The following is a 20,343-nucleotide window of genomic DNA, read 5'->3' on the forward strand; positions in this document are numbered from 1 at the left end:
GCTCGCTCTCACGGACGCCAGGGAGAATGCGCTTATGTCTCACATCAATTACAACCATCTGTACTACTTCTGGCAGGTTTGCAAAGCAGGCTCGGTCGTCGGTGCCGCCGAGGCGCTCTATCTCACGCCGCAAACCATTACCGGGCAGATAAAAGCGCTGGAGGAGCGGCTGCAGGGCAAACTGTTTAAGCGCAAGGGCAGGGGCCTTGAGCCGAGCGAGCTGGGACAGCTGGTGTTTCGCTATGCCGACCGCATGTTTACCCTGAGCCAGGAGATGCTGGATATCATCAATTACCGCAAAGAATCCCATTTGCTGTTTGATGTCGGCGTGGCGGACGCGCTCTCCAAACGGCTGGTGAGCGGCGTGCTGGATGCGGCGGTCGTGGAAGATGAACAAATCCATCTGCGCTGTTTTGAATCCACGCATGAGATGCTGCTGGAACAGCTCAGCCAGCATAAGCTCGATATGATTATCTCCGACTGCCCTATCGATTCCACGCAGCAGGCGGGGCTGTTTTCCGTCAAGATAGGCGAGTGTAGCGTCAGTTTCTGGTGCCAGAGCCCCGCGCCGAAAAAACCGTTTCCGGCGTGTCTTGAAGAGCGGCGGTTGTTGATCCCGGGACGTCGTTCGATGCTCGGGCGCAAACTCCTTAACTGGATCCACTCACAAGGGCTGAAGGTGGAAATTCTCGGCGAGTTTGACGATGCGGCGCTGATGAAAGCGTTCGGCGCGGCGCATAACGCCGTGTTTGTCGCGCCAAGCCTTTACGCGCACGATTTTTATGACGATGACAATATCGTCGAGATAGGACGGGTGGATAACGTGATGGAAGAGTATCACGCGATTTTCGCGGAGCGGATGATCCAACACCCGGCGGTGCAGCGCATCTGCAATCGCGATTACTCGGCGCTGTTTATGCCGCCGAAATAAAACGGCAGGCATAAAAAAACCCGCAAATGCGGGTTTTTTTAACAAGCTGCTTTCAACAAGCGACAACCAACGGCGATTAAGCCAGTTTGCTGATCTGTGCAGCCAGGTTAGCCTTATGACGCGCAGCTTTGTTTTTGTGGATCAGACCTTTAGCAGCCTGACGATCCACGATTGGTTGCATTTCGTTAAATGCTTTCTGTGCAGCAGCTTTGTCGCCAGCTTCAATCGCTGCGTATACTTTCTTGATGAAAGTACGCATCATAGAGCGACGGCTTGCGTTGTGCTTACGGGCCTTTTCAGACTGAACGGCACGCTTCTTAGCTGATTTGATATTAGCCAAGGTCCAACTCCCAAATATGATCTATGTGGACAATTCAAAGGCCGAGGAATATGCCCTTTCAGCCTTCTTTTGTCAATGGATTTGTGCAAATAAGCGCCGTTGTTATGCGGCGCTCGTTACGTAGTGATGGCGCAAGATTCTACCAGCTTGCCTCGTGCGAATACAGTCTTTGTGGGACAAAATTCGCGTTCGGCGTGAAACCGTTGCGCAGCGCGATGAAATCGTTGCCGGTTTATGGCTGACAGGGCCAAATCGTCGGTTAACCTTAAAGGCTGTACAAGGTATAATCCGACGATTTTCACTGTTCTGAGCCAGTCATGAAGCTGATACGCGGCATACATAATCTCACCTCTGAGCATCACGGTTGCGTGCTGACCATCGGCAATTTCGATGGCGTGCATCGTGGTCACCAGGCATTGCTGAGCGGGCTATGCGCGCAAGGGCGCGAGCGCGGCCTTCCCGTCATGGTCATGATTTTCGAGCCGCAGCCGCTTGAGCTTTTCGCCGCCGATAAAGCCCCCGCACGGCTGACGCGGCTGCGTGAAAAGCTGCGCTATCTCGCCCGTTGCGGCGTGGATTACGTGCTGTGCATTCGCTTTGACCGCCGCTTTGCCGCGCTGACGGCGCAGAACTTCGTCAGCGATCTGCTGGTAGAACGCCTCGGCGTTAAATTTCTGGCGACCGGAGATGATTTCCGCTTTGGCGCTGGTCGCGAAGGGGATTTCTTGTTATTACAGAAAGCCGGGCGCGAATATGGCTTTGAAGTCACCAGCACGCAAACGTTTTGCGATGAAGGCGTGCGCATTAGCAGCACCGCGGTGCGCCAGGCGCTCGCGCAGGATGATTTAGCGCTCGCGGAAAACCTGCTCGGACGGCCTTTCGCCATCTCCGGGCGCGTGGTCCACGGCGACGCGCTCGGGCGCACCATAGGTTTCCCGACGGCGAACGTACCGCTGCGCCGTCAGGTTTCGCCCGTTAAGGGCGTATATGCGGTGGAAGTGCTGGGCATCAGCGACAAACCGCTGCCCGGCGTCGCCAATATCGGCACCCGCCCGACGGTGGCCGGCCTGCGTCAGCAGCTTGAAGTTCATCTGCTGGACGTTGCAATCGACCTCTACGGCCGCCATATAGATGTAGTGCTGCGTAAAAAAATACGCAATGAACAGCGGTTTGCCTCGCTTGATGAACTCAAGGCGCAAATCGCCAGAGACGTGATCACCGCCCGCGACTTTTTTGGGCTACCGACACCGGCGTAACGCCTGAATCGGCTAATTATCAAACCGAAATACGGAACCGAGAATCTGATGAGTGACTTTAAATCAACCCTGAATTTGCCGGAAACAGGGTTCCCGATGCGTGGCGATCTCGCCAAACGCGAACCGGGAATGCTGGCGCGTTGGACCGATGATGACCTCTACGGCATCATTCGTGCAGCCAAAAAAGGCAAAAAAACCTTCATTCTGCATGATGGCCCTCCTTATGCGAATGGCAGCATTCATATCGGTCACTCGGTTAACAAGATTCTGAAAGACATTATCGTGAAGTCCAAAGGGCTTGCCGGTTATGACTCCCCGTATGTGCCGGGCTGGGACTGCCACGGGCTGCCTATCGAACTGAAAGTCGAGCAGGAATATGGCAAGCCGGGTGAGAAATTTACCGCCGCCGAATTCCGCGCTAAGTGCCGCGAATACGCTGCGACCCAGGTTGATGGCCAGCGTCAGGACTTTATCCGTCTCGGCGTGCTGGGCGACTGGTCGCACCCGTACCTGACGATGGATTTCAAAACCGAAGCCAACATCATCCGCGCGCTCGGTAAAATCATCGGCAACGGCCATCTGCACAAAGGCGCCAAGCCGGTGCACTGGTGCGTTGACTGCCGCTCCGCGCTCGCTGAGGCGGAAGTGGAGTATTACGACAAAACATCGCCGTCCATTGATGTCGCCTTTAACGCGGTAGAGCCAGCGGCGGTCGCGGCGAAATTCGGCGCGCAGAATGTCAACGGCCCGGTCTCGCTGGTTATCTGGACCACCACGCCATGGACACTGCCTGCCAACCGCGCAATCTCTTTGCATGCCGACATTGACTATGTGCTGGTACAGGTCGAAGGCCAGGCGCTGATCGTGGCGAAAGAGCTGCTTGAAAGCGTGATGAAGCGCATTAACGTTGCGGATTACACCGTGCTCGGCGAAGCCAAAGGCGCGCAGCTTGAGCTGATGCGCTTTACGCACCCGTTCATGGGCTTTGACGTTCCGGCGATCCTCGGCGAGCACGTCACGCTCGATGCCGGTACCGGCGCGGTGCATACCGCTGGCGGCCACGGCCCGGACGACTACACCATCAGCCAGAAATATGGTCTGGAAATCGCCAACCCGGTCGGCCCGGACGGCGCCTATCTGCCGGGCACATACCCGACGCTCGATGGCGTTAACGTCTTCAAAGCGAACGACATTATCGTTAACCTGCTGCGTGACAACGGTTCACTGCTGCATGTCGAAAAACTGCTGCACAGCTACCCGTGCTGCTGGCGTCACAAAACGCCGATCATCTTCCGCGCCACGCCGCAGTGGTTCGTCAGCATGGATCAAAAAGGCCTGCGCGCGCAGTCGCTCAAAGAGATCAAAGACGTGCAGTGGATCCCGGACTGGGGCCAGGCGCGTATCGAATCGATGGTCGCGAATCGCCCGGACTGGTGTATCTCCCGCCAGCGCACCTGGGGCGTGCCGATGTCCCTGTTCGTCCATAAAGAGACGCAGGAACTGCATCCGCGCACCCTGGAGCTGATGGAAGAAGTCGCAAAACGCGTTGAGCAGGACGGTATTCAGGCGTGGTGGGATCTCGACCCGCGCGACATCATGGGCGATGACGCCGATGTCTATGAAAAAGTGCCGGATACGCTGGACGTCTGGTTCGACTCGGGTTCAACCCACTCGTCGGTGGTTGACGTGCGCCCGGAATTCGCCGGCCATGCGGCGGATATGTACCTCGAAGGCTCTGACCAGCATCGCGGCTGGTTTATGTCTTCGCTGATGATCTCCACCGCCATGAAAGGCAAAGCGCCGTACCGTCAGGTACTGACCCACGGCTTCACCGTCGATGGTCAGGGCCGCAAGATGTCGAAATCCATCGGCAACACGGTCTCTCCGCAGGACGTCATGAACAAACTGGGCGCTGACATTCTGCGTCTGTGGGTGGCGTCGACCGACTACACCGGCGAAATGGCCGTCTCTGACGAGATTTTGAAACGCGCCGCCGATGCGTATCGTCGTATCCGTAACACCGCGCGCTTCCTGCTGGCCAACCTGAACGGGTTCGATCCGGCGAAAGACATGGTGAAACCGGAAGAGATGGTCGTGCTGGATCGCTGGGCCGTCGGCTGCGCGAAAGCCGCGCAGGACGATATCGTGAAAGCGTATGACGCTTACGATTTCCACGAAGTGGTGCAGCGCCTGATGCGCTTCTGCTCCATCGAAATGGGCTCGTTCTATCTCGACATCATCAAAGACCGTCAGTACACCGCGAAAGCAGACAGCGTGGCGCGTCGTAGCTGTCAGACCGCGCTGTATCATATCGCCGAAGCGCTGGTGCGCTGGATGGCGCCGATCATGTCCTTTACCGCCGATGAGATCTGGGGCTACCTGCCGGGCGCGCGTGAGAAATATGTCTTCACGGGCGAATGGTACGACGGCCTGTTTGGTCTCGCGGAAACTGAAACCATGAACGACGCATACTGGGACGCGCTGCTGAAAGTGCGCGGCGAAGTGAACAAGGTGATTGAGCAGGCGCGCGCTGATAAGAAAGTCGGCGGGTCGCTGGAAGCCGCGGTCACCCTGTACGCAGAGCCGGAACTGGCGGCGAAGCTCACCGCGCTTGGCGAGGAATTACGATTTGTCCTGTTGACCTCGCAGGCGAAGGTTGAGGATTATGCCAGCGCCGCCGCCGATGCCCAGCAGAGCGAATTGCTCAAAGGGCTGAAAGTGGCGCTTGCAAAAGCCGAAGGTGAGAAGTGCCCGCGCTGCTGGCACTACACCACCGATATCGGCAAGGTGGCGGAACACGCAGAAATCTGCGGTCGCTGTGTCAGCAACGTCGCCGGTGACGGCGAAAAACGTAAGTTCGCCTGATGAGTAAACCGATTCTTTCCACCGGTCTGCGCTGGCTGTGGCTGGTTGTGGTCGTGCTGATTGTCGACCTGGGTAGCAAGGCGTTAATCCTCCAGCACTTTGCGCTGGGGGACACCGTCTCTCTGTTCCCGTCGCTGAATCTGCACTATGCGCGCAACTACGGCGCGGCGTTCAGCTTCCTCGCGGATAAAGGCGGCTGGCAGCGCTGGTTCTTCGCCGGTATCGCTATCGGCATCTGCGTGCTGCTCGCGGTCATGATGTATCGCTCGAAGGCGAGCCAGAAGCTGAACAACATTGCTTACGCGCTGATTATTGGCGGCGCGCTCGGCAATCTGTTCGACCGTCTGTGGCACGGCTTTGTGGTCGATATGATTGATTTCTATGTCGGCGACTGGCATTTCGCCACCTTTAACCTGGCCGATACCGCTATCTGTATCGGCGCGGCGTTAATCGTGCTGGAAGGCTTCCTGCCTAAGCCTGCCGCGAAAGCGCAGGCGTAAATATCAATGCCGGGCGAGGCTTTCGCCCGCCCGGCTTACAGACATTATGGCCTCCCGTAGCCCGGTGCCTGAAAACAAGTGAGCAACCTGCATGTCTACATCAATACAGAGCAACAGCGCGGTGCTGGTGCACTTTACGCTGAAGCTTGAAGACGGCTCCACGGCGGAGTCGAGCCGCAACAGCGGCAAACCCGCGCTGTTCCGCCTGGGCGACGGTTCGCTGTCGCAGGGGCTGGAGCGCGAGCTGCTGGGCCTGCATGCGGGCGATAAAAAAGCGTTTACGCTGCTGCCGGAAGACGCCTTCGGAACGCCGAGCCCGGATCTTATCCAGTACTTCTCCCGCCGCGAGTTTATCGACGCGGGCGAGCCGGACATCGGCGCCATCATGCTGTTTACCGCCATGGACGGCAGCGAAATGCCGGGCGTCATCCGTGAAATCAACGGCGACTCCATTACGGTGGATTTCAACCATCCGCTCGCCGGGCATACCCTTCATTTTGATATAGACGTGCTGGAAATCGATCCGGCGCTGGAGAGTTCTGATGCAGATCCTGTTGGCTAACCCGCGCGGCTTCTGCGCAGGCGTGGACCGCGCTATCAGCATTGTGGAAAACGCGCTGGCGATTTACGGCGCGCCTATCTACGTTCGCCATGAAGTGGTGCATAACCGCTATGTCGTGGACAGCCTGCGCGAGCGCGGCGCAATTTTTATCGAGCAAATCAGCGAGGTGCCGGACGGCGCTATCCTGATTTTCTCCGCGCACGGCGTTTCCCAGGCGGTGCGCAATGAAGCGAAAAGCCGCGACTTAACGGTGTTTGATGCCACCTGTCCGCTGGTCACCAAAGTGCATATGGAAGTGGCGCGCTCCAGCCGCCGCGGCGAAGAAGCAATCCTCATCGGCCACGCCGGTCATCCGGAAGTGGAAGGCACGATGGGCCAGTACAGCAACCCGCAAGGCGGTATGTACCTGGTGGAATCGCCGGATGACGTCTGGAAAATTACGGTCAAGAATGAAGATAACCTCTCCTTTATGACCCAGACGACGCTGTCGGTGGACGACACTTCGGACGTTATTGACGCGCTGCGCCGTCGCTTCCCGAAAATCGTCGGCCCACGCAAAGATGATATCTGCTACGCCACCACCAATCGTCAGGAAGCGGTGCGGGCGCTGGCGGAACAGGCTGACGTGGTGTTAGTGGTAGGCTCGAAAAACTCCTCTAACTCCAACCGCCTGGCGGAACTTGCCCAGCGCATGGGTAAAACCGCGTATCTCATTGATGACGCGAACGACATTCAGGAAGCCTGGGTGCGGAACGCCGCGTGCGTGGGCGTTACCGCAGGCGCGTCGGCGCCGGATATCCTGGTGCAGAACGTCATTGCGCGCCTGAAAGCGCTCGGCGGCAGCGACGCCCACGAGCTCACCGGCCGCGAAGAGAACATCGTGTTCGAAGTGCCGAAGGAGCTGCGCATCGACGCCCGCGAAGTGCAGTAAATTTCACGCGCGTACCGATAACAGCATGCCGGACGGTGAACATCGTCCGGCATTTTTTTATCCGCAAGCAGGCCAGTGATGACAGGACATTGTGTGAAAAAAACGCCGATTATTCTCGATACCGATCCGGGAATTGACGATGCCGTGGCCATCGCCGCCGCGCTGTTCTCGCCTGAGATCGATTTACAGCTCATTACCACCGTGGCAGGTAACGTCAGCGTGGAGAAAACCACCCGCAACGCGCTGCAACTGCTGCATTTCTGGCAGGCTGATGTGCCAGTCGCGCAGGGTGCGGCCACGCCGCTGACGCGCCCGCTGCGCGATGCCGCCTCAATTCACGGCGAATCGGGCATGGATGGTTACGATTTCCCGGCACACGACCGGAAGACCCTTAATGTGCCCGCGTTTCAGGCGATGTATGAACGCCTGATGGCAAGCCCCGAGCCGCTGACGCTTGTCACTATCGGGCCGCTCACCAATATCGCGCTGCTACTGACGCACTACCCGGCGTGTACCGCGAAAATCAACCGGCTGGTGATGATGGGCGGCTCCGCCGGGCGGGGCAACTTCACGCCGAACGCCGAGTTTAATATCGCCATCGATCCCGAAGCGGCCGCGCGGGTGTTTGAGAGCGGCATTGAAATTGTGATGTGCGGGCTCGACGTCACGCATCAGGCGGTACTGACGCCCGACTATCTCGCCGCGCTGCCCGCACTGAACCGGACTGGCCAGCTGCTCCACGCGCTCTTCAGTCACTACCGCGCAGGCAGCATGACAACCGGGCTGCGCATGCACGATCTCTGCGCCATCGCCTGGCTACTCAGGCCTGAGCTGTTTACGCTTAAGCGCTGTTTTGTCGCGGTGGAAACCCGTGGCGACTACACGGCGGGCACCACGGTTGTGGATATCGAGGGCCGGTTAAACCGGCCCGCAAACGCGCAGGTGGCGCTGGATATCGATGTCGCAGCCTTTCGCGAATGGGTGGCGCAGACGCTGGCGCGCGCGCCGTAACTCACGGTCTTATGCAGAGTTTTTCGCTCAGATAGTCGATAAGCACCCGGATTTTGGCGGGCATATGCCGGCCCGCCGACCACAGCAGCCAGAGCCTGCCGGAATAGCTGCTGATAAATTCCCACTCCGCCAGCACCTGAACAATCTCGCCTGCCGCCAGCGCGTCGCCTGCCGTAAAGCGTGGCAGGCTGCCGATGCCGAGATGGCGTTTTACCGCGTCGAGGCGCACGCCGGTATGGTTGGCGGCGTAGCGTCCGTGGGTCTGCACCACCACGCTTTTCCCCTCACGACGAAATTTCCAGCGGGCGTCCACCGCCGTTTCGCCAAGGCTGATGCAGCTGTGCTGACGTAATTCCTGAGGCGTCTGCGGCGTGCCGTGGCGCGCCAGATACTCTGGGGTGGCGCACAGCAGGTGTTCTATCGCCATCAGCGGTTTGCCATACAAGCCGGGAGAGGGCGAATCAGTGATGCGCAGCGCCAGATCCACTTCATCATCAATCAGATCCATATAGCGGTCTTCAAGACGCAGGCAGATGTCGACCTCCTGATAGCGCGCCAGAAATTCTTCCATCAGCGGATGGATCACGAAGCGGCCTACGGCTTTCGGCACGCCGAGCGTCACTCTTCCCTGCGGTGCCTGCGAGGCGGTACCGCCGAGCGCCATGACGTCGCGGGCGGCGTCCATCATACTGGCGGCGCGCTGAAACACACCGCTGCCCGCCTCGCTCAGGCGCAGCTTGCGGGTGGTGCGCACCAGCAGCTTACAGCCCAGTTCGCGCTCAAGGCGTGAGACGCTGCGGCTGACGGAAGAGGGCGTGCTGCCAAGCTTTCGCGCGGCGGCAGAAAAGCTGCCGGTTTCCACCACCTGGACGAAAACCGCGATATCGGGCAGGAGGGCTAAATTCATATTTGTGCGCCTGATGCAAAGGTTCGTTGTTACCACACAGGATTATCGCTGCGGGAATAACAAATATACTGTGTGGTGAACCGGGAGGAAAACAATGACACAACGAGACTACTACCTGAGTGACGCCTTAACGGGCGAAGCGACGGTGCTGCGCTGCGAGCAAAACGCGCAGGGCGACTATGAAGTTGAACTGGACAGGACGCTGTTTCACCCGCAGGGCGGCGGGCAACCTGCCGATAGCGGCACCATCAACGGCGTGCCGGTGCTGCGCGTCGAAAATCGCGGCGACACGGTGATACATCTGCTGGCGCAGCCGCTGGCAACGGGCCCCGCCACGCTTGCGGTCGATGAAACGCTCCGCACCCGCCACACCCGCTGGCACTCGGCGGGGCATTTGATTGGCTACGCGGGCGAACAACTCGGCTGGCGGCCTGTCAAGGCGCACCACTGGCCGGGCGAGGGCAAAATCACCTTTGCGCCCGATACGGCGACGGACGCGCCCGAGCGCGAGGCGTTTACCGCGGCGATAACGCAGTGGGTTGCCGCCAGTCTGCCGCGTCAGGTGGATTTCGTCGACGGACGTCGCCAGGTGCGGTTCGGCGATCTGCCGGTCTACGGCTGCGGCGGTACGCATGTCGTGTCGCTCTCGCAGGTCGGTGAGGTCACGCTCACCAGTATTAAAGTGAAAAAAGGGCAGCTGCTGGTGGCGTACGAGCTGACGGATTAACCCTCGGGGCAGGCGAAAATGCCTGCCTGCATCGACAACAATGCCCTTATAAATTGCAGGCTTTCTACGCCTTTTACTGATATCCCCGCCGTTTTGTCATAAATTTCTAATTATCCCTGTTTTCAGCTGGCGGCCTGCGGGCAGGCTGGTTAACCTGAGAACGATTTCTAAGCAATCTGAAGAGTATAAATATGCATGAAGCACAGGTCCGCGTCGCGATCGCGGGGGCGAGTGGCCGCATGGGGCGCCAGTTAATCCAGGCAGCCATTTCAATGGATGGCGTGGCGCTGGGCGCGGCGCTGGTACGCGAAGGCTCAACGCTGCTGGGTGCCGACGCCGGCGAGCTGGCGGGCGCAGGCGCGACGGGCGTTATCCTCCAGAGCAGCCTTGAGGCGGTGAAAGATGACTTCGACGTGCTTATCGATTTCACCCGACCGGAAGGTACGCTCGCGTATCTGGCGTTCTGCCGCGCACACGGTAAAGGCATGGTTATCGGCACTACCGGCTTTGACGATGCCGGTAAAGCTGCCATTCGTGATGCCGCGACGGCGATCCCGGTGGTTTTCGCCGCCAATTTCAGCGTCGGCGTTAACGTGATGCTTAAGCTGCTTGAAAAAGCGGCGCAGGTGATGGGCGATTACACCGATATCGAAATTATTGAGGCGCACCACCGTCATAAAGTGGATGCGCCTTCCGGCACTGCGCTGGCGATGGGCGAGGCGATTGCCGGTGCGCTGAATAAAGATCTGAAAAGCTGCGCCGTGTACGCGCGCGAAGGTTATACCGGTGAGCGGGAGCCCGGCACCATTGGATTTGCCACGGTACGCGCGGGCGATATCGTCGGTGAGCACACCGCCCTGTTTGCCGATGTCGGCGAGCGCATTGAAATTACCCATAAAGCCTCCAGCCGGATGACTTTTGCTAACGGCGCGGTTCGCGCGGCATTGTGGCTGAAGGGTCGTAAAAATGGCTTTTTTGATATGCGGGACGTGCTGGGGCTTAACGAATTGTGATTTTTGTTATCCATCGTGATGTGGTCATTACAATCATAACGTTTTGATTGAGAGGGCAATAATTTATTGCCCTTTTTTATTTTTGATTTTTTAAGGGTTTGGTTAGGACATTTCAATGAAATTGGAAAAATTTACGTTTTAGGTGTGTTTTTTGGTTATCAGGTTGTGAATTTTGACCGTTTGGTCCACTTTAAAAGCTGTGTTATGATTCCTCTTTACTTTTCTCGCGTCGCAACCGTTTTCTGCGCTTCGTTTTCTTTGTTTTTTGCCTGTCATTTCTCTTGTTTTTATTAAAGCCGCCAAAAAAACAATAAAAAGTACGTTTTTGGGTAGACTTTCCCCCACCTTCTCTCTAGAATGCCGCCGTTTGCCAAAAATTCGCTATTCAGGCGGTTTTGCGTTGATTTAGCCATGCTGGTTGAATTAATATGCAAATAAATTGACTGTTTATTCCCTGGAGGACGTTTTGATTAAGTCAGCGCTGTTGGTTCTGGAAGACGGGACCCAATTCTACGGTCGGGCCATCGGGGCAACAGGTACGGCAGTAGGGGAAGTTGTTTTCAATACTTCTATGACCGGTTATCAAGAAATCCTCACTGATCCTTCCTACTCCCGCCAGATTGTCACTCTTACTTATCCTCATATTGGTAATGTCGGTACGAACGACGCCGACGCCGAGTCCTCCCGGGTACATGCGCAGGGTCTTGTGATCCGCGATTTGCCGCTGATTGCCAGCAACTACCGCAGCACCGAGGATCTCTCTTCTTACCTGAAGCGCCATAACATCGTGGCGATTGCCGATATCGATACCCGCAAGCTGACACGTCTGCTGCGTGAGAAAGGCGCTCAGAACGGCTGCATCATCGCAGGGGATAATGTCGATGCCGCGCTGGCGCTCGAGAAAGCGCAGGCCTTCCCGGGCCTGAACGGTATGGATCTCGCGAAAGAAGTGACTACGACGGAAGCCTGGAGCTGGACACAGGGCAGCTGGACGCTCAAAGACGAACTGCCGGAAGCGAAGAAAGAAGAAGAACTGCCTTACCACGTGGTGGCTTACGACTACGGCGTGAAGCGCAACATCCTGCGTATGCTGGTGGACCGCGGCTGCCGCCTGACGGTAGTCCCGGCGCAGACCCCGGCGGAAGACGTGCTGAAAATGAACCCGGACGGCATCTTCCTCTCAAACGGTCCTGGCGACCCGGCGCCATGCGATTACGCCATCAGTGCCATCAAGTCCTTCCTGGAAACCGACATCCCGGTATTCGGCATCTGTCTCGGCCATCAGCTGCTGGCGCTGGCGAGCGGGGCGAAAACCGTGAAGATGAAGTTCGGCCACCACGGCGGCAACCATCCGGTCAAAGATCTCGACAATAACTGCGTGATGATCACCGCTCAGAACCACGGCTTTGCGGTCGATGAAGCATCGATGCCCGCCACGCTGCGTGTGACCCACAAATCCCTGTTTGATAACACCCTACAGGGTATTCACCGCACCGATAAACCGGCGTTCAGCTTCCAGGGGCACCCTGAAGCGAGCCCCGGCCCGCACGACGCCGCGCCACTGTTCGATCATTTCATCGAACTTATTGAGCAATACCGTAAGACAGCTAAATAATCAGGAGCCCGAGAGAAAATGCCAAAACGTACAGACATTAAAAGCATCCTGATCCTTGGCGCAGGCCCGATTGTTATCGGCCAGGCGTGCGAATTCGACTACTCCGGCGCGCAGGCGTGTAAAGCGCTGCGTGAAGAGGGCTACCGCGTTATCCTGGTGAACTCCAACCCGGCAACCATCATGACCGACCCGGAGATGGCCGACGCGACGTACATCGAGCCCATCCACTGGGAAGTTGTGCGCAAAATCATCGAAAAAGAGCGCCCGGACGCGGTGCTGCCGACGATGGGCGGCCAGACGGCGCTGAACTGCGCGCTGGAGCTGGAGCGTCAGGGCGTGCTGGAAGAGTTTGGCGTGACCATGATTGGCGCGACTGCCGACGCGATTGATAAAGCCGAAGACCGCCGCCGTTTTGACGTGGCGATGAAGAAAATCGGTCTGGAAACCGCGCGCTCCGGCATCGCCCATACGATGGACGAAGCGCTGGCGGTCGCGGCAGATGTCGGTTACCCGTGCATCATTCGTCCGTCCTTTACGATGGGCGGCACCGGCGGCGGCATCGCGTATAACCGCGAAGAGTTCGAAGAGATCTGCGCCCGCGGCCTCGACCTTTCCCCGACCAAAGAGCTGCTGATTGACGAGTCGCTGATCGGCTGGAAAGAGTACGAGATGGAAGTGGTGCGTGATAAGAACGACAACTGCATCATCGTCTGCTCTATCGAAAACTTCGACGCGATGGGTATCCATACCGGCGACTCCATCACCGTGGCCCCGGCCCAGACGCTGACCGACAAGGAATACCAGATCATGCGTAACGCCTCGATGGCGGTACTGCGTGAAATCGGCGTCGAAACCGGCGGTTCCAACGTGCAGTTTGCGGTGAACCCGAAAAATGGCCGCCTGATTGTTATCGAGATGAACCCGCGCGTGTCGCGCTCCTCGGCGCTGGCGTCCAAAGCGACCGGTTTCCCGATTGCCAAAATTGCGGCAAAACTGGCGGTGGGTTACACCCTCGACGAGCTGATGAACGACATCACCGGCGGCCGCACGCCAGCATCGTTCGAGCCGTCCATCGACTATGTCGTCACCAAAATCCCGCGCTTTAACTTTGAAAAATTCGCAGGCGCCAACGACCGCCTGACCACCCAGATGAAATCCGTCGGCGAAGTGATGGCGATTGGCCGCACCCAGCAGGAATCGATGCAGAAAGCGCTGCGCGGCCTGGAAGTGGGCGCGACCGGTTTCGACCCGAAAGTCAGCCTTGACGACCCGGAAGCGCTGACCAAAATCCGCCGCGAGTTGAAAGACGCGGGCGCCGAGCGTATCTGGTACATCGCTGATGCCTTCCGTGCAGGGCTGTCCGTTGACGGTGTTTTCAATCTTACTAACATCGACCGCTGGTTCCTGGTGCAGATTGAAGAGCTGGTGCGCCTGGAAGAGCAGGTCGCCGAGCAGGGCATTAACGGCCTTGATGCCGATTTCCTGCGGATGCTCAAGCGTAAAGGCTTCGCCGATGCGCGTCTGGCGAAACTCGCGGGCGTCAGCGAGTCGGAAATCCGCAAGCTGCGCGAACAGTACAACCTGCACCCGGTCTACAAGCGTGTGGATACCTGCGCGGCGGAATTCGCCACCGATACCGCCTACATGTACTCCACCTATGAAGATGAGTGCGAGGCCAACCCGAACCAGGATCGCGAAAAAATCATGGTGCTGGGCGGCGGGCCGAACCGTATCGGCCAGGGCATTGAGTTCGACTACTGCTGCGTACACGCCGCACTGGCGCTGCGCGAAGACGGCTACGAGACCATCATGGTCAACTGTAACCCGGAAACGGTTTCGACCGACTACGACACTTCCGACCGTCTCTACTTCGAGCCGGTGACGCTGGAAGACGTGCTGGAAATCGTGCGCATCGAGAAGCCGAAAGGCGTTATCGTGCAGTACGGCGGCCAGACCCCGCTGAAACTGGCGCGCGCGCTGGAAGCAGCAGGCGTGCCGGTTATCGGCACCAGCCCGGATGCTATCGACCGCGCCGAAGACCGCGAGCGTTTCCAGCAGGCGGTAGACCGTCTGAAGCTGAAGCAGCCGGCGAACGCCACCGTCACCGCCATTGAGATGGCCGTTGAGAAGGCGAAAGAAATCGGCTACCCGCTGGTGGTGCGCCCGTCTTATGTGCTGGGTGGCCGCGCGATGGAAATCGTCTACGACGAAGCCGACCTGCGTCGCTACTTCCAGACGGCGGTCAGCGTCTCCAACGACGCGCCAGTTCTGCTGGACCGCTTCCTGGACGACGCCGTTGAAGTGGACGTGGACGCCATCTGCGACGGCGAAAAGGTGCTGATTGGCGGCATTATGGAACACATCGAGCAGGCGGGCGTGCACTCCGGCGACTCCGCGTGCTCGCTGCCAGCCTATACCTTAAGCCAGGAAATTCAGGACGTGATGCGCCAGCAGGTACAGAAGCTGGCCTTCGAGCTCCAGGTGCGCGGCCTGATGAACGTCCAGTTCGCGGTCAAAGACAACGAAGTCTACCTGATTGAAGTGAACCCGCGCGCCGCGCGTACCGTGCCGTTCGTCTCCAAAGCCACCGGCGTGCCGCTGGCGAAAGTGGCGGCGCGCGTAATGGTCGGCCAGACGCTGAGCGAGCAGGGCGTGACTAAAGAAATCATCCCGCCGTACTACTCGGTGAAAGAAGTGGTGCTGCCGTTCAATAAATTCCCGGGCGTCGACCCGCTGCTGGGGCCGGAAATGCGCTCCACCGGCGAAGTCATGGGCGTGGGTCGCACCTTCGCGGAGGCGTTCGCCAAAGCGCAGCTCGGCAGCAACTCCACCATGAAGAAACAGGGCCGCGCGCTGCTCTCGGTGCGTGAAGGCGATAAAGAGCGCGTGGTGGATCTCGCCGCCAAGCTGCTGAAGTTCGGCTTCGAGCTCGACGCGACGCACGGCACCGCGATTGTGCTGGGCGAGGCTGGCATTAACCCGCGTCTGGTGAACAAGGTGCATGAAGGGCGTCCGCACATTCAGGACCGTATCAAGAATGGCGAATACACCTACATCATCAACACCACCGCAGGCCGCCAGGCGATTGAAGACTCCAAGCTGATTCGCCGCAGCGCCCTGCAGTACAAAGTGCATTACGACACGACGCTGAACGGCGGCTTCGCCACCGCCATGGCGCTAAACGCGGATGCCAAAGAAAAAGTGATTTCCGTGCAGGAGATGCACGCGCAAATCACGAAGTAAGCGGTCATGCATGACCAAAAAGCCAGCGTAAGCTGGCTTTTTTTTCGGGCGCCCCCCTAAATTTGATAGCCAATTAATTTTTCATTCCGGTGTGGTCATCCGTTACCCTTAAGGCCGTATCGTTTACCGAAGTCCAGTTTCACGTTCAAGGAGAAACACGTGTTAAAAAGAGCCATGCTTTTGGGTGCCTGTCTGGCATTGACCGCCTGCTTTGGCGGCAATGAGAGCCGAGAATTTCTGATTGATAACCCGACCGGGAAACCCTTAGCAATTTCTGTCGATGATCAGAAAATCACGGTTCCGGCTAAAGAATCACAAAATATTAAACTGGACGCGGGTCAACACACGCTGACGCTGGAAAATGGCGATAAAGTCAAATTCAGCGTATTTGGCGCCTGGCCTCGCTCGGGCGTCAGCGGGTTAATTAACCCGACCCGTACTCGCTATATTTATGTGATACAAAAATATCTGGCGGAAGGGGTAAAACCTACTTCTGAAAATGGCGATGTGCATAACCTGACGATTGACGGGGAGACTGTTACTGGTCCGTTCGAAGATATGGGCAGCGAGCTCTTTATCGATAACTCAATGAAAAACTGGGAGCTGCAGCCGACAGAAGCCTTCCCGGAATCGATGTCATCGACCTCTGCCGATAACTACAAAACCAAAATTTTCCGCGTTGAGGACTTTAAGCATTTTTATAACAACGAGTTCTCTCCGTCAGTGGAATACACGGAGAATATGCGCATCACGGATTCGAGCTATCAGCCGCCAGCTATCACCGCAAATTTCAAATCTCCTGAACTTCAGCAGAACCTGAATGAAGCCACCAAAATTTATAATGACTTTATTCACGCGCCGTCGGCGGACGATCAGAAAGATCTGCTGAAAGCGTTTGAAAAACAGAACCGGGAGAAATGGCGCAGCCCTCAGGCGGGCGGTGAAGAACTGACCCGTTATTACGAAGTGATGACCAATATTAACCACACCATGATGGGCACGATCCTCGAGCTCAAGCCGTAATAGCTGACCGCCGGGCATCCGCATAGCGTGTGCCCGGCCTCAGAACCTTCTGTATTTCCACACGTTATCAGTACATACATCTAAAATAATAAGGTGATTGATTAAAACCAACGAAAAGCAGGGAGAACACCATGCGATCGAACCTACTGTTAACGTCCATTTTTGCTGCCGCTACACTGTTTACCGTGGCGGGCTGTTCATCCAATCAGGCTGTCAAAACCACGGATGGCAACACCGTTGTCACCGACGGTAAACCGGAAGTCGATAAAGATACTGGCCTGGTGTCGTATAAAAACGCGCAGACCGGCCAGACCGAGCAGATTAACCGCGATCAGGTTAAATCCATGAGCGAGCTGGATAACTAACGCGACCCGTACTCCACCGCCCGCGTCCGGCATTCGCCGTATTCATGCGCCGGGCGGTGAATTCCCGTCAGTCGTGGTCCTGAACCGCGACGCCTTCCCCCGTTGTGACAACCGAAAATCCCCGCGTGATATACCTGTGCGACGTCGTGTCGACGGCCGCGCTATAGGTCTTGTCCGGCGCAAAATGAAAATCGTCAAACACCGGCGCGCAGCGACGCGCGTCCAGCATCAACGCCTTTGTCACCAGATTCTTTTCATAAACATCGGCTTGCGCCTCGTCACTCCAGACGCTCACGCGCAGGATTTTTTCCGGCGTGGGTACGTATTCTTCATCGACGGATACGCAGACCTTTCCGTCGGCGACCGCGGTTTGCGCGGGCAGAAAACTGACGCGATCGCCGAGAAAACACCCTGAAAGGAGGCAGGCCAGCGCGGGAATAAGTGATTTTTTCATAGCGGCAATCCTTGCGGCGCAGATGATGGAGTGAACATTATGCCTGCCCGCGCGGAGGCTGGCACCCGTGAATGCGCCGCGCCGCGTGTCGGCGGGCGGTATTCACGCCAATATCCCTGCGGATTGTCCCTGTAAGCGCGCCCGTTAACTGGCTACACTCATTCCATTCCTCTAACGGGCAGCGACACAGGCAAGGTTATGATTTTAATTATTTATGCGCATCCCTATCCGCGCCACTCCCACGCCAACCGGCGGATGCTGGAGCACGTGCAGGGACTGGACGAACTCGAAGTGCGCTCGCTTTACCAGCTTTACCCTGATTTCAATATTAACGTCGCCGCCGAACAGGAGGCGCTCGCCCGCGCCGATTTAATCGTCTGGCAGCATCCGATGCAGTGGTACAGCGTGCCGCCGCTTTTCAAGCTCTGGATCGATAAAGTGCTGGCTCACGGCTGGGCCTACGGTAAAGGCGCCACGGCGCTGAAGGGCAAAAGCGTGCTGTGGGCGGTGACGACAGGCGGCGATAAACACCATTTTGACATCGGCGATCATCCGGGTTTTGACGTGCTCGCCCAGCCGCTGCAGGCGACGGCGCTCTATTGCGGTCTCAACTGGCTGACGCCCTACGTCATGCATCGCACCTTTGTATGTGATGACGAAACGCTGGAAGGCAAGGCGCGCGAATATCAAAAACGGTTAACCGACTGGCAGGAGCATCACCATGGATAGTCATACTCTCATTCAGGCGCTGATCTACCTGGGGTCGGCGGCGCTGATCGTGCCGGTCGCGGTGCGCCTCGGGCTCGGCTCGGTGCTCGGTTATCTGATTGCGGGCGGGCTGATTGGCCCGTGGGGATTGCGGCTGGTGACGGACGCGCAGGCTATCCTGCATTTTGCCGAAATCGGCGTGGTGCTGATGCTGTTTGTCATTGGCCTTGAACTGGATCCGCAACGCCTGTGGAAGCTGCGCGCGTCGGTGTTTGGCGGCGGGGCGTTGCAGATGGGCGCATGCGGCTTGCTGCTCGGCGGCTTTTGCGTCGCGCTCGGGTTACGCTGGCAGGTGGCGATCCTGATTGGCCTGACGCTCGCGCTCTCCTCCACCGCCATCGCCATGCAGGCGATGAACGAGCGTAACCTGACGGCTTCACAGATGGGGCGCAGCGCGTTCGCCGTGTTGTTGTTCCAGGATATCGCCGCCATTCCGCTGGTGGCGATGATCCCGTTGCTGGCTGCGAGCGGCGAGGCGACGACCGCCAGCGCGTTTCTGCTCTCGGCGCTGAAAGTGGTCGGCGCGCTGGCGCTGGTCGTGTTACTCGGCCGTTTTGTGGCGCGCCCGGCCCTGCGCTTCGTGGCGCGATCCGGCCTGCGGGAAGTGTTCAGCGCCGTGGCGCTGTTTCTGGTGTTCGGCTTCGGCCTGCTGCTGGAAGAGGCCGGGCTGTCGATGGCGATGGGCGCGTTTCTCGCGGGCGTGCTGCTGGCGAGCTCTGAATACCGGCATGCGCTGGAGAGCGATATCGAGCCCTTTAAAGGGCTGCTGCTGGGGCTCTTTTTCATCGGTGTCGGCATGTCGATCGATTTCGGAACGCTGGTGGCGCATCCGCTGCGGGTGCTGACGCTGCTGTTCGGTTTCCTGCTGATTAAAACCGTGACGCTGTGGCTGGTGGCGAAGCCGCTGAACGTGCCGGGCCGTCAGCGGCGCTGGTTCGCGGTGCTGTTAGGCCAGGGGAGCGAATTCGCCTTTGTGATTTTCGGCGCGGCGCGCAGCGCAGAGGTGCTGGATGCCGAATGGGCGAAGGCGCTGACGCTCGCCGTCGCGCTCTCGATGGCGGCGACGCCGCTGCTGCTGGTGCTGTTAAGCCGTCTTGAAAAAGCGGGGCAGCAGCAGGCGCGCGAGGCGGACGAGATAGACGAAGAGCAGCCGCGCGTTATCATCGCGGGCTTCGGACGTTTCGGGCAGATTGCGGGCCGTTTGCTGCTCTCAAGCGGCGTCAAAATGGTGGTACTCGATCACGACCCGGATCATATTGAAACCCTGCGCAAGTTCGGCATGAAAGTGTTTTATGGCGACGCCACGCGCGTGGATCTGCTGGAGTCTGCCGGGGTGGCGAAAGCCGAAGTGCTGATTAACGCCATCGACGATCCGCAGGCGAATTTACAGCTGACTGAGCTGGTGCAGACGCACTTCCCGCAGGTGCGGATCATCGCCCGCGCCCGTGATGTCGACCACTATATTCGGCTGCGTCAGGCAGGCGTCGCGCAGCCGGAGCGTGAAACGTTCGAAGGCGCGCTGCGGGTTGGGCGCATGGCGCTGGAGGAGCTTGGCATTGGCGGCTACGAAGCGCGCGAGCGCGCCGACCTGTTCCGCTGTTATAACCAGCAAATGGTCGATGAGATGGCCGACGGCGATAACGACACGACGGCGCGCGCGGCGACCTTCAGGCGCACCAGCGCGATGCTGACGGAGATTATCAGCGAAGACCGCGCGCATCTGTCGCTTATCCAGCGTCACGGCTGGCAGGGCACGCAGGAGGGCAAGCACACCGGCGACGACGCCGATGAACCGGCCATAAAACCGCAGCCATAAAAAACGCCCCGTCAGG

At 58.2% G+C, this 20,343-nt stretch carries 18 protein-coding genes and 1 pseudogene; 16 read left to right on the forward strand and 3 right to left on the reverse strand.

Annotated elements, in window-relative coordinates; genetic code table 11:
• The first annotated feature begins 34 nt into the window (after positions 1-34).
• On the forward strand, positions 35-931 hold the full coding sequence (gene nhaR / locus AFK67_RS03360) for a transcriptional activator NhaR (protein WP_038874745.1): 897 nt from the start codon (positions 35-37) through the stop codon (positions 929-931).
• Between the two features lie 76 nt (positions 932-1,007).
• On the opposite strand, the gene rpsT is transcribed toward nhaR, so the two are convergent.
• Positions 1,008-1,271, reverse strand: coding sequence for a 30S ribosomal protein S20 (rpsT, locus tag AFK67_RS03365; RefSeq protein WP_032966233.1), 264 nt, complete (start codon positions 1,269-1,271; stop codon positions 1,008-1,010).
• Positions 1,272-1,375: 104 nt separating this feature from the next.
• Between rpsT and AFK67_RS23565 the strand changes: the two are divergent.
• The 7 genes and pseudogenes from AFK67_RS23565 to rihC all read left to right on the forward strand — a co-directional run bounded on the left by AFK67_RS23565 (position 1,376) and on the right by rihC (position 8,396).
• Positions 1,376-1,581 (forward strand): annotated as a pseudogene (locus AFK67_RS23565) (DUF2575 domain-containing protein).
• A 7-nt stretch (positions 1,582-1,588) separates the two neighbouring features.
• Positions 1,589-2,527 (forward strand): bifunctional riboflavin kinase/FAD synthetase, encoded by a 939-nt coding sequence (gene ribF, locus AFK67_RS03370; protein WP_007709996.1) that lies wholly within the window; start codon positions 1,589-1,591, stop codon positions 2,525-2,527.
• 48 nt (positions 2,528-2,575) lie between these two features.
• Positions 2,576-5,392, forward strand: coding sequence for an isoleucine--tRNA ligase (gene ileS, locus AFK67_RS03375; protein WP_038884820.1), 2,817 nt, complete (start codon positions 2,576-2,578; stop codon positions 5,390-5,392).
• Complete coding sequence (gene lspA, locus AFK67_RS03380) at positions 5,392-5,892, forward strand: signal peptidase II (RefSeq protein ID WP_007709990.1); 501 nt, start codon at positions 5,392-5,394, stop codon at positions 5,890-5,892. The genes ileS and lspA overlap by 1 nt, the downstream gene beginning before the upstream one ends.
• Before the next feature lie 91 nt (positions 5,893-5,983).
• A complete protein-coding gene (fkpB, locus tag AFK67_RS03385) occupies positions 5,984-6,454 on the forward strand; it encodes an FKBP-type peptidyl-prolyl cis-trans isomerase (RefSeq protein WP_004386255.1) in 471 nt (156 codons plus the stop codon).
• Positions 6,435-7,385, forward strand: a complete 951-nt coding sequence (gene ispH, locus AFK67_RS03390; RefSeq protein WP_007747225.1) for a 4-hydroxy-3-methylbut-2-enyl diphosphate reductase — start codon at positions 6,435-6,437, stop codon at positions 7,383-7,385. Before fkpB ends, ispH begins: the two co-directional genes overlap by 20 nt.
• 93 nt (positions 7,386-7,478) lie before the next feature.
• On the forward strand, positions 7,479-8,396 hold the full coding sequence (rihC, locus tag AFK67_RS03395; RefSeq protein ID WP_007709985.1) for a ribonucleoside hydrolase RihC: 918 nt from the start codon (positions 7,479-7,481) through the stop codon (positions 8,394-8,396).
• A 1-nt stretch (position 8,397) separates the two neighbouring features.
• On the opposite strand, the gene AFK67_RS03400 is transcribed toward rihC, so the two are convergent.
• Positions 8,398-9,303: a LysR family transcriptional regulator gene (locus AFK67_RS03400; RefSeq protein ID WP_007709982.1), complete on the reverse strand. Its 906-nt coding sequence runs from the start codon at positions 9,301-9,303 to the stop codon at positions 8,398-8,400.
• Between the two features lie 94 nt (positions 9,304-9,397).
• Between AFK67_RS03400 and AFK67_RS03405 the strand changes: the two genes are divergently transcribed.
• From AFK67_RS03405 to AFK67_RS03430, 6 genes are all read left to right on the forward strand, one after another.
• The gene (locus AFK67_RS03405) at positions 9,398-10,030 is read left to right on the forward strand and encodes an alanyl-tRNA editing protein (protein ID WP_007709979.1); all 633 of its coding nucleotides are present in this window, start codon (positions 9,398-9,400) and stop codon (positions 10,028-10,030) included.
• Positions 10,031-10,221: 191 nt separating this feature from the next.
• Entirely contained in the window at positions 10,222-11,043 is an 822-nt protein-coding gene (gene dapB / locus AFK67_RS03410) for a 4-hydroxy-tetrahydrodipicolinate reductase (protein WP_032966232.1), read from the forward strand.
• Between the two features lie 466 nt (positions 11,044-11,509).
• Entirely contained in the window at positions 11,510-12,658 is a 1,149-nt protein-coding gene (gene carA, locus AFK67_RS03415) for a glutamine-hydrolyzing carbamoyl-phosphate synthase small subunit (RefSeq protein WP_032966231.1), read from the forward strand.
• A gap of 18 nt (positions 12,659-12,676) precedes the next feature.
• Positions 12,677-15,901: a carbamoyl-phosphate synthase large subunit gene (carB, locus tag AFK67_RS03420; protein ID WP_007709963.1), complete on the forward strand. Its 3,225-nt coding sequence runs from the start codon at positions 12,677-12,679 to the stop codon at positions 15,899-15,901.
• A 159-nt stretch (positions 15,902-16,060) separates the two neighbouring features.
• On the forward strand, positions 16,061-16,924 hold the full coding sequence (locus AFK67_RS03425) for a hypothetical protein (protein WP_007747379.1): 864 nt from the start codon (positions 16,061-16,063) through the stop codon (positions 16,922-16,924).
• Positions 16,925-17,055: 131 nt separating this feature from the next.
• Complete coding sequence (locus AFK67_RS03430; protein ID WP_007709955.1) at positions 17,056-17,289, forward strand: YgdI/YgdR family lipoprotein; 234 nt, start codon at positions 17,056-17,058, stop codon at positions 17,287-17,289.
• A 67-nt stretch (positions 17,290-17,356) separates the two neighbouring features.
• Here AFK67_RS03430 and AFK67_RS03435 read toward each other — a convergent pair whose 3' ends face one another.
• Positions 17,357-17,743 carry a putative T6SS immunity periplasmic lipoprotein gene (locus AFK67_RS03435; protein ID WP_007709953.1) on the reverse strand — a complete coding sequence of 129 codons (387 nt, stop codon included), beginning with the start codon at positions 17,741-17,743 and terminating at the stop codon, positions 17,357-17,359.
• 198 nt (positions 17,744-17,941) lie between these two features.
• On the opposite strand from AFK67_RS03435, the gene kefF reads away from it, so the two are divergent.
• Positions 17,942-18,472 carry a glutathione-regulated potassium-efflux system oxidoreductase KefF gene (kefF, locus tag AFK67_RS03440; RefSeq protein WP_007709949.1) on the forward strand — a complete coding sequence of 177 codons (531 nt, stop codon included), beginning with the start codon at positions 17,942-17,944 and terminating at the stop codon, positions 18,470-18,472.
• Positions 18,465-20,327: a glutathione-regulated potassium-efflux system protein KefC gene (gene kefC, locus AFK67_RS03445; RefSeq protein ID WP_007709947.1), complete on the forward strand. Its 1,863-nt coding sequence runs from the start codon at positions 18,465-18,467 to the stop codon at positions 20,325-20,327. Before kefF ends, kefC begins: the two co-directional genes overlap by 8 nt.
• Positions 20,328-20,343 lie beyond the last annotated feature (16 nt).

The sequence above is a fragment of the Cronobacter dublinensis subsp. dublinensis LMG 23823 genome, assembly GCF_001277235.1.
In the GTDB taxonomy this organism is placed as follows: Bacteria; Pseudomonadota; Gammaproteobacteria; order Enterobacterales; family Enterobacteriaceae; genus Cronobacter; species Cronobacter dublinensis.

Bases quoted from the DNA above. Each gene is read 5' to 3' on its own strand.
- lspA (WP_007709990.1), top strand. From the start codon at position 5,392: ATGAGTAAACCGATTCTTTCCACCGGTCTGCGCTGGCTGTGGCTGGTT.
- AFK67_RS03405 (WP_007709979.1), top strand. From the start codon at position 9,398: ATGACACAACGAGACTACTACCTGAGTGACGCCTTAACGGGCGAAGCG.
- nhaR (WP_038874745.1), top strand. From the start codon at position 35: ATGTCTCACATCAATTACAACCATCTGTACTACTTCTGGCAGGTTTGC.
- AFK67_RS03435 (WP_007709953.1), bottom strand. From the start codon at position 17,743: ATGAAAAAATCACTTATTCCCGCGCTGGCCTGCCTCCTTTCAGGGTGT.
- ileS (WP_038884820.1), top strand. From the start codon at position 2,576: ATGAGTGACTTTAAATCAACCCTGAATTTGCCGGAAACAGGGTTCCCG.
- kefF (WP_007709949.1), top strand. From the start codon at position 17,942: ATGATTTTAATTATTTATGCGCATCCCTATCCGCGCCACTCCCACGCC.
- fkpB (WP_004386255.1), top strand. From the start codon at position 5,984: ATGTCTACATCAATACAGAGCAACAGCGCGGTGCTGGTGCACTTTACG.
- kefC (WP_007709947.1), top strand. From the start codon at position 18,465: ATGGATAGTCATACTCTCATTCAGGCGCTGATCTACCTGGGGTCGGCG.
- ispH (WP_007747225.1), top strand. From the start codon at position 6,435: ATGCAGATCCTGTTGGCTAACCCGCGCGGCTTCTGCGCAGGCGTGGAC.
- ribF (WP_007709996.1), top strand. From the start codon at position 1,589: ATGAAGCTGATACGCGGCATACATAATCTCACCTCTGAGCATCACGGT.
- carB (WP_007709963.1), top strand. From the start codon at position 12,677: ATGCCAAAACGTACAGACATTAAAAGCATCCTGATCCTTGGCGCAGGC.
- AFK67_RS03430 (WP_007709955.1), top strand. From the start codon at position 17,056: ATGCGATCGAACCTACTGTTAACGTCCATTTTTGCTGCCGCTACACTG.
- AFK67_RS03400 (WP_007709982.1), bottom strand. From the start codon at position 9,303: ATGAATTTAGCCCTCCTGCCCGATATCGCGGTTTTCGTCCAGGTGGTG.
- dapB (WP_032966232.1), top strand. From the start codon at position 10,222: ATGCATGAAGCACAGGTCCGCGTCGCGATCGCGGGGGCGAGTGGCCGC.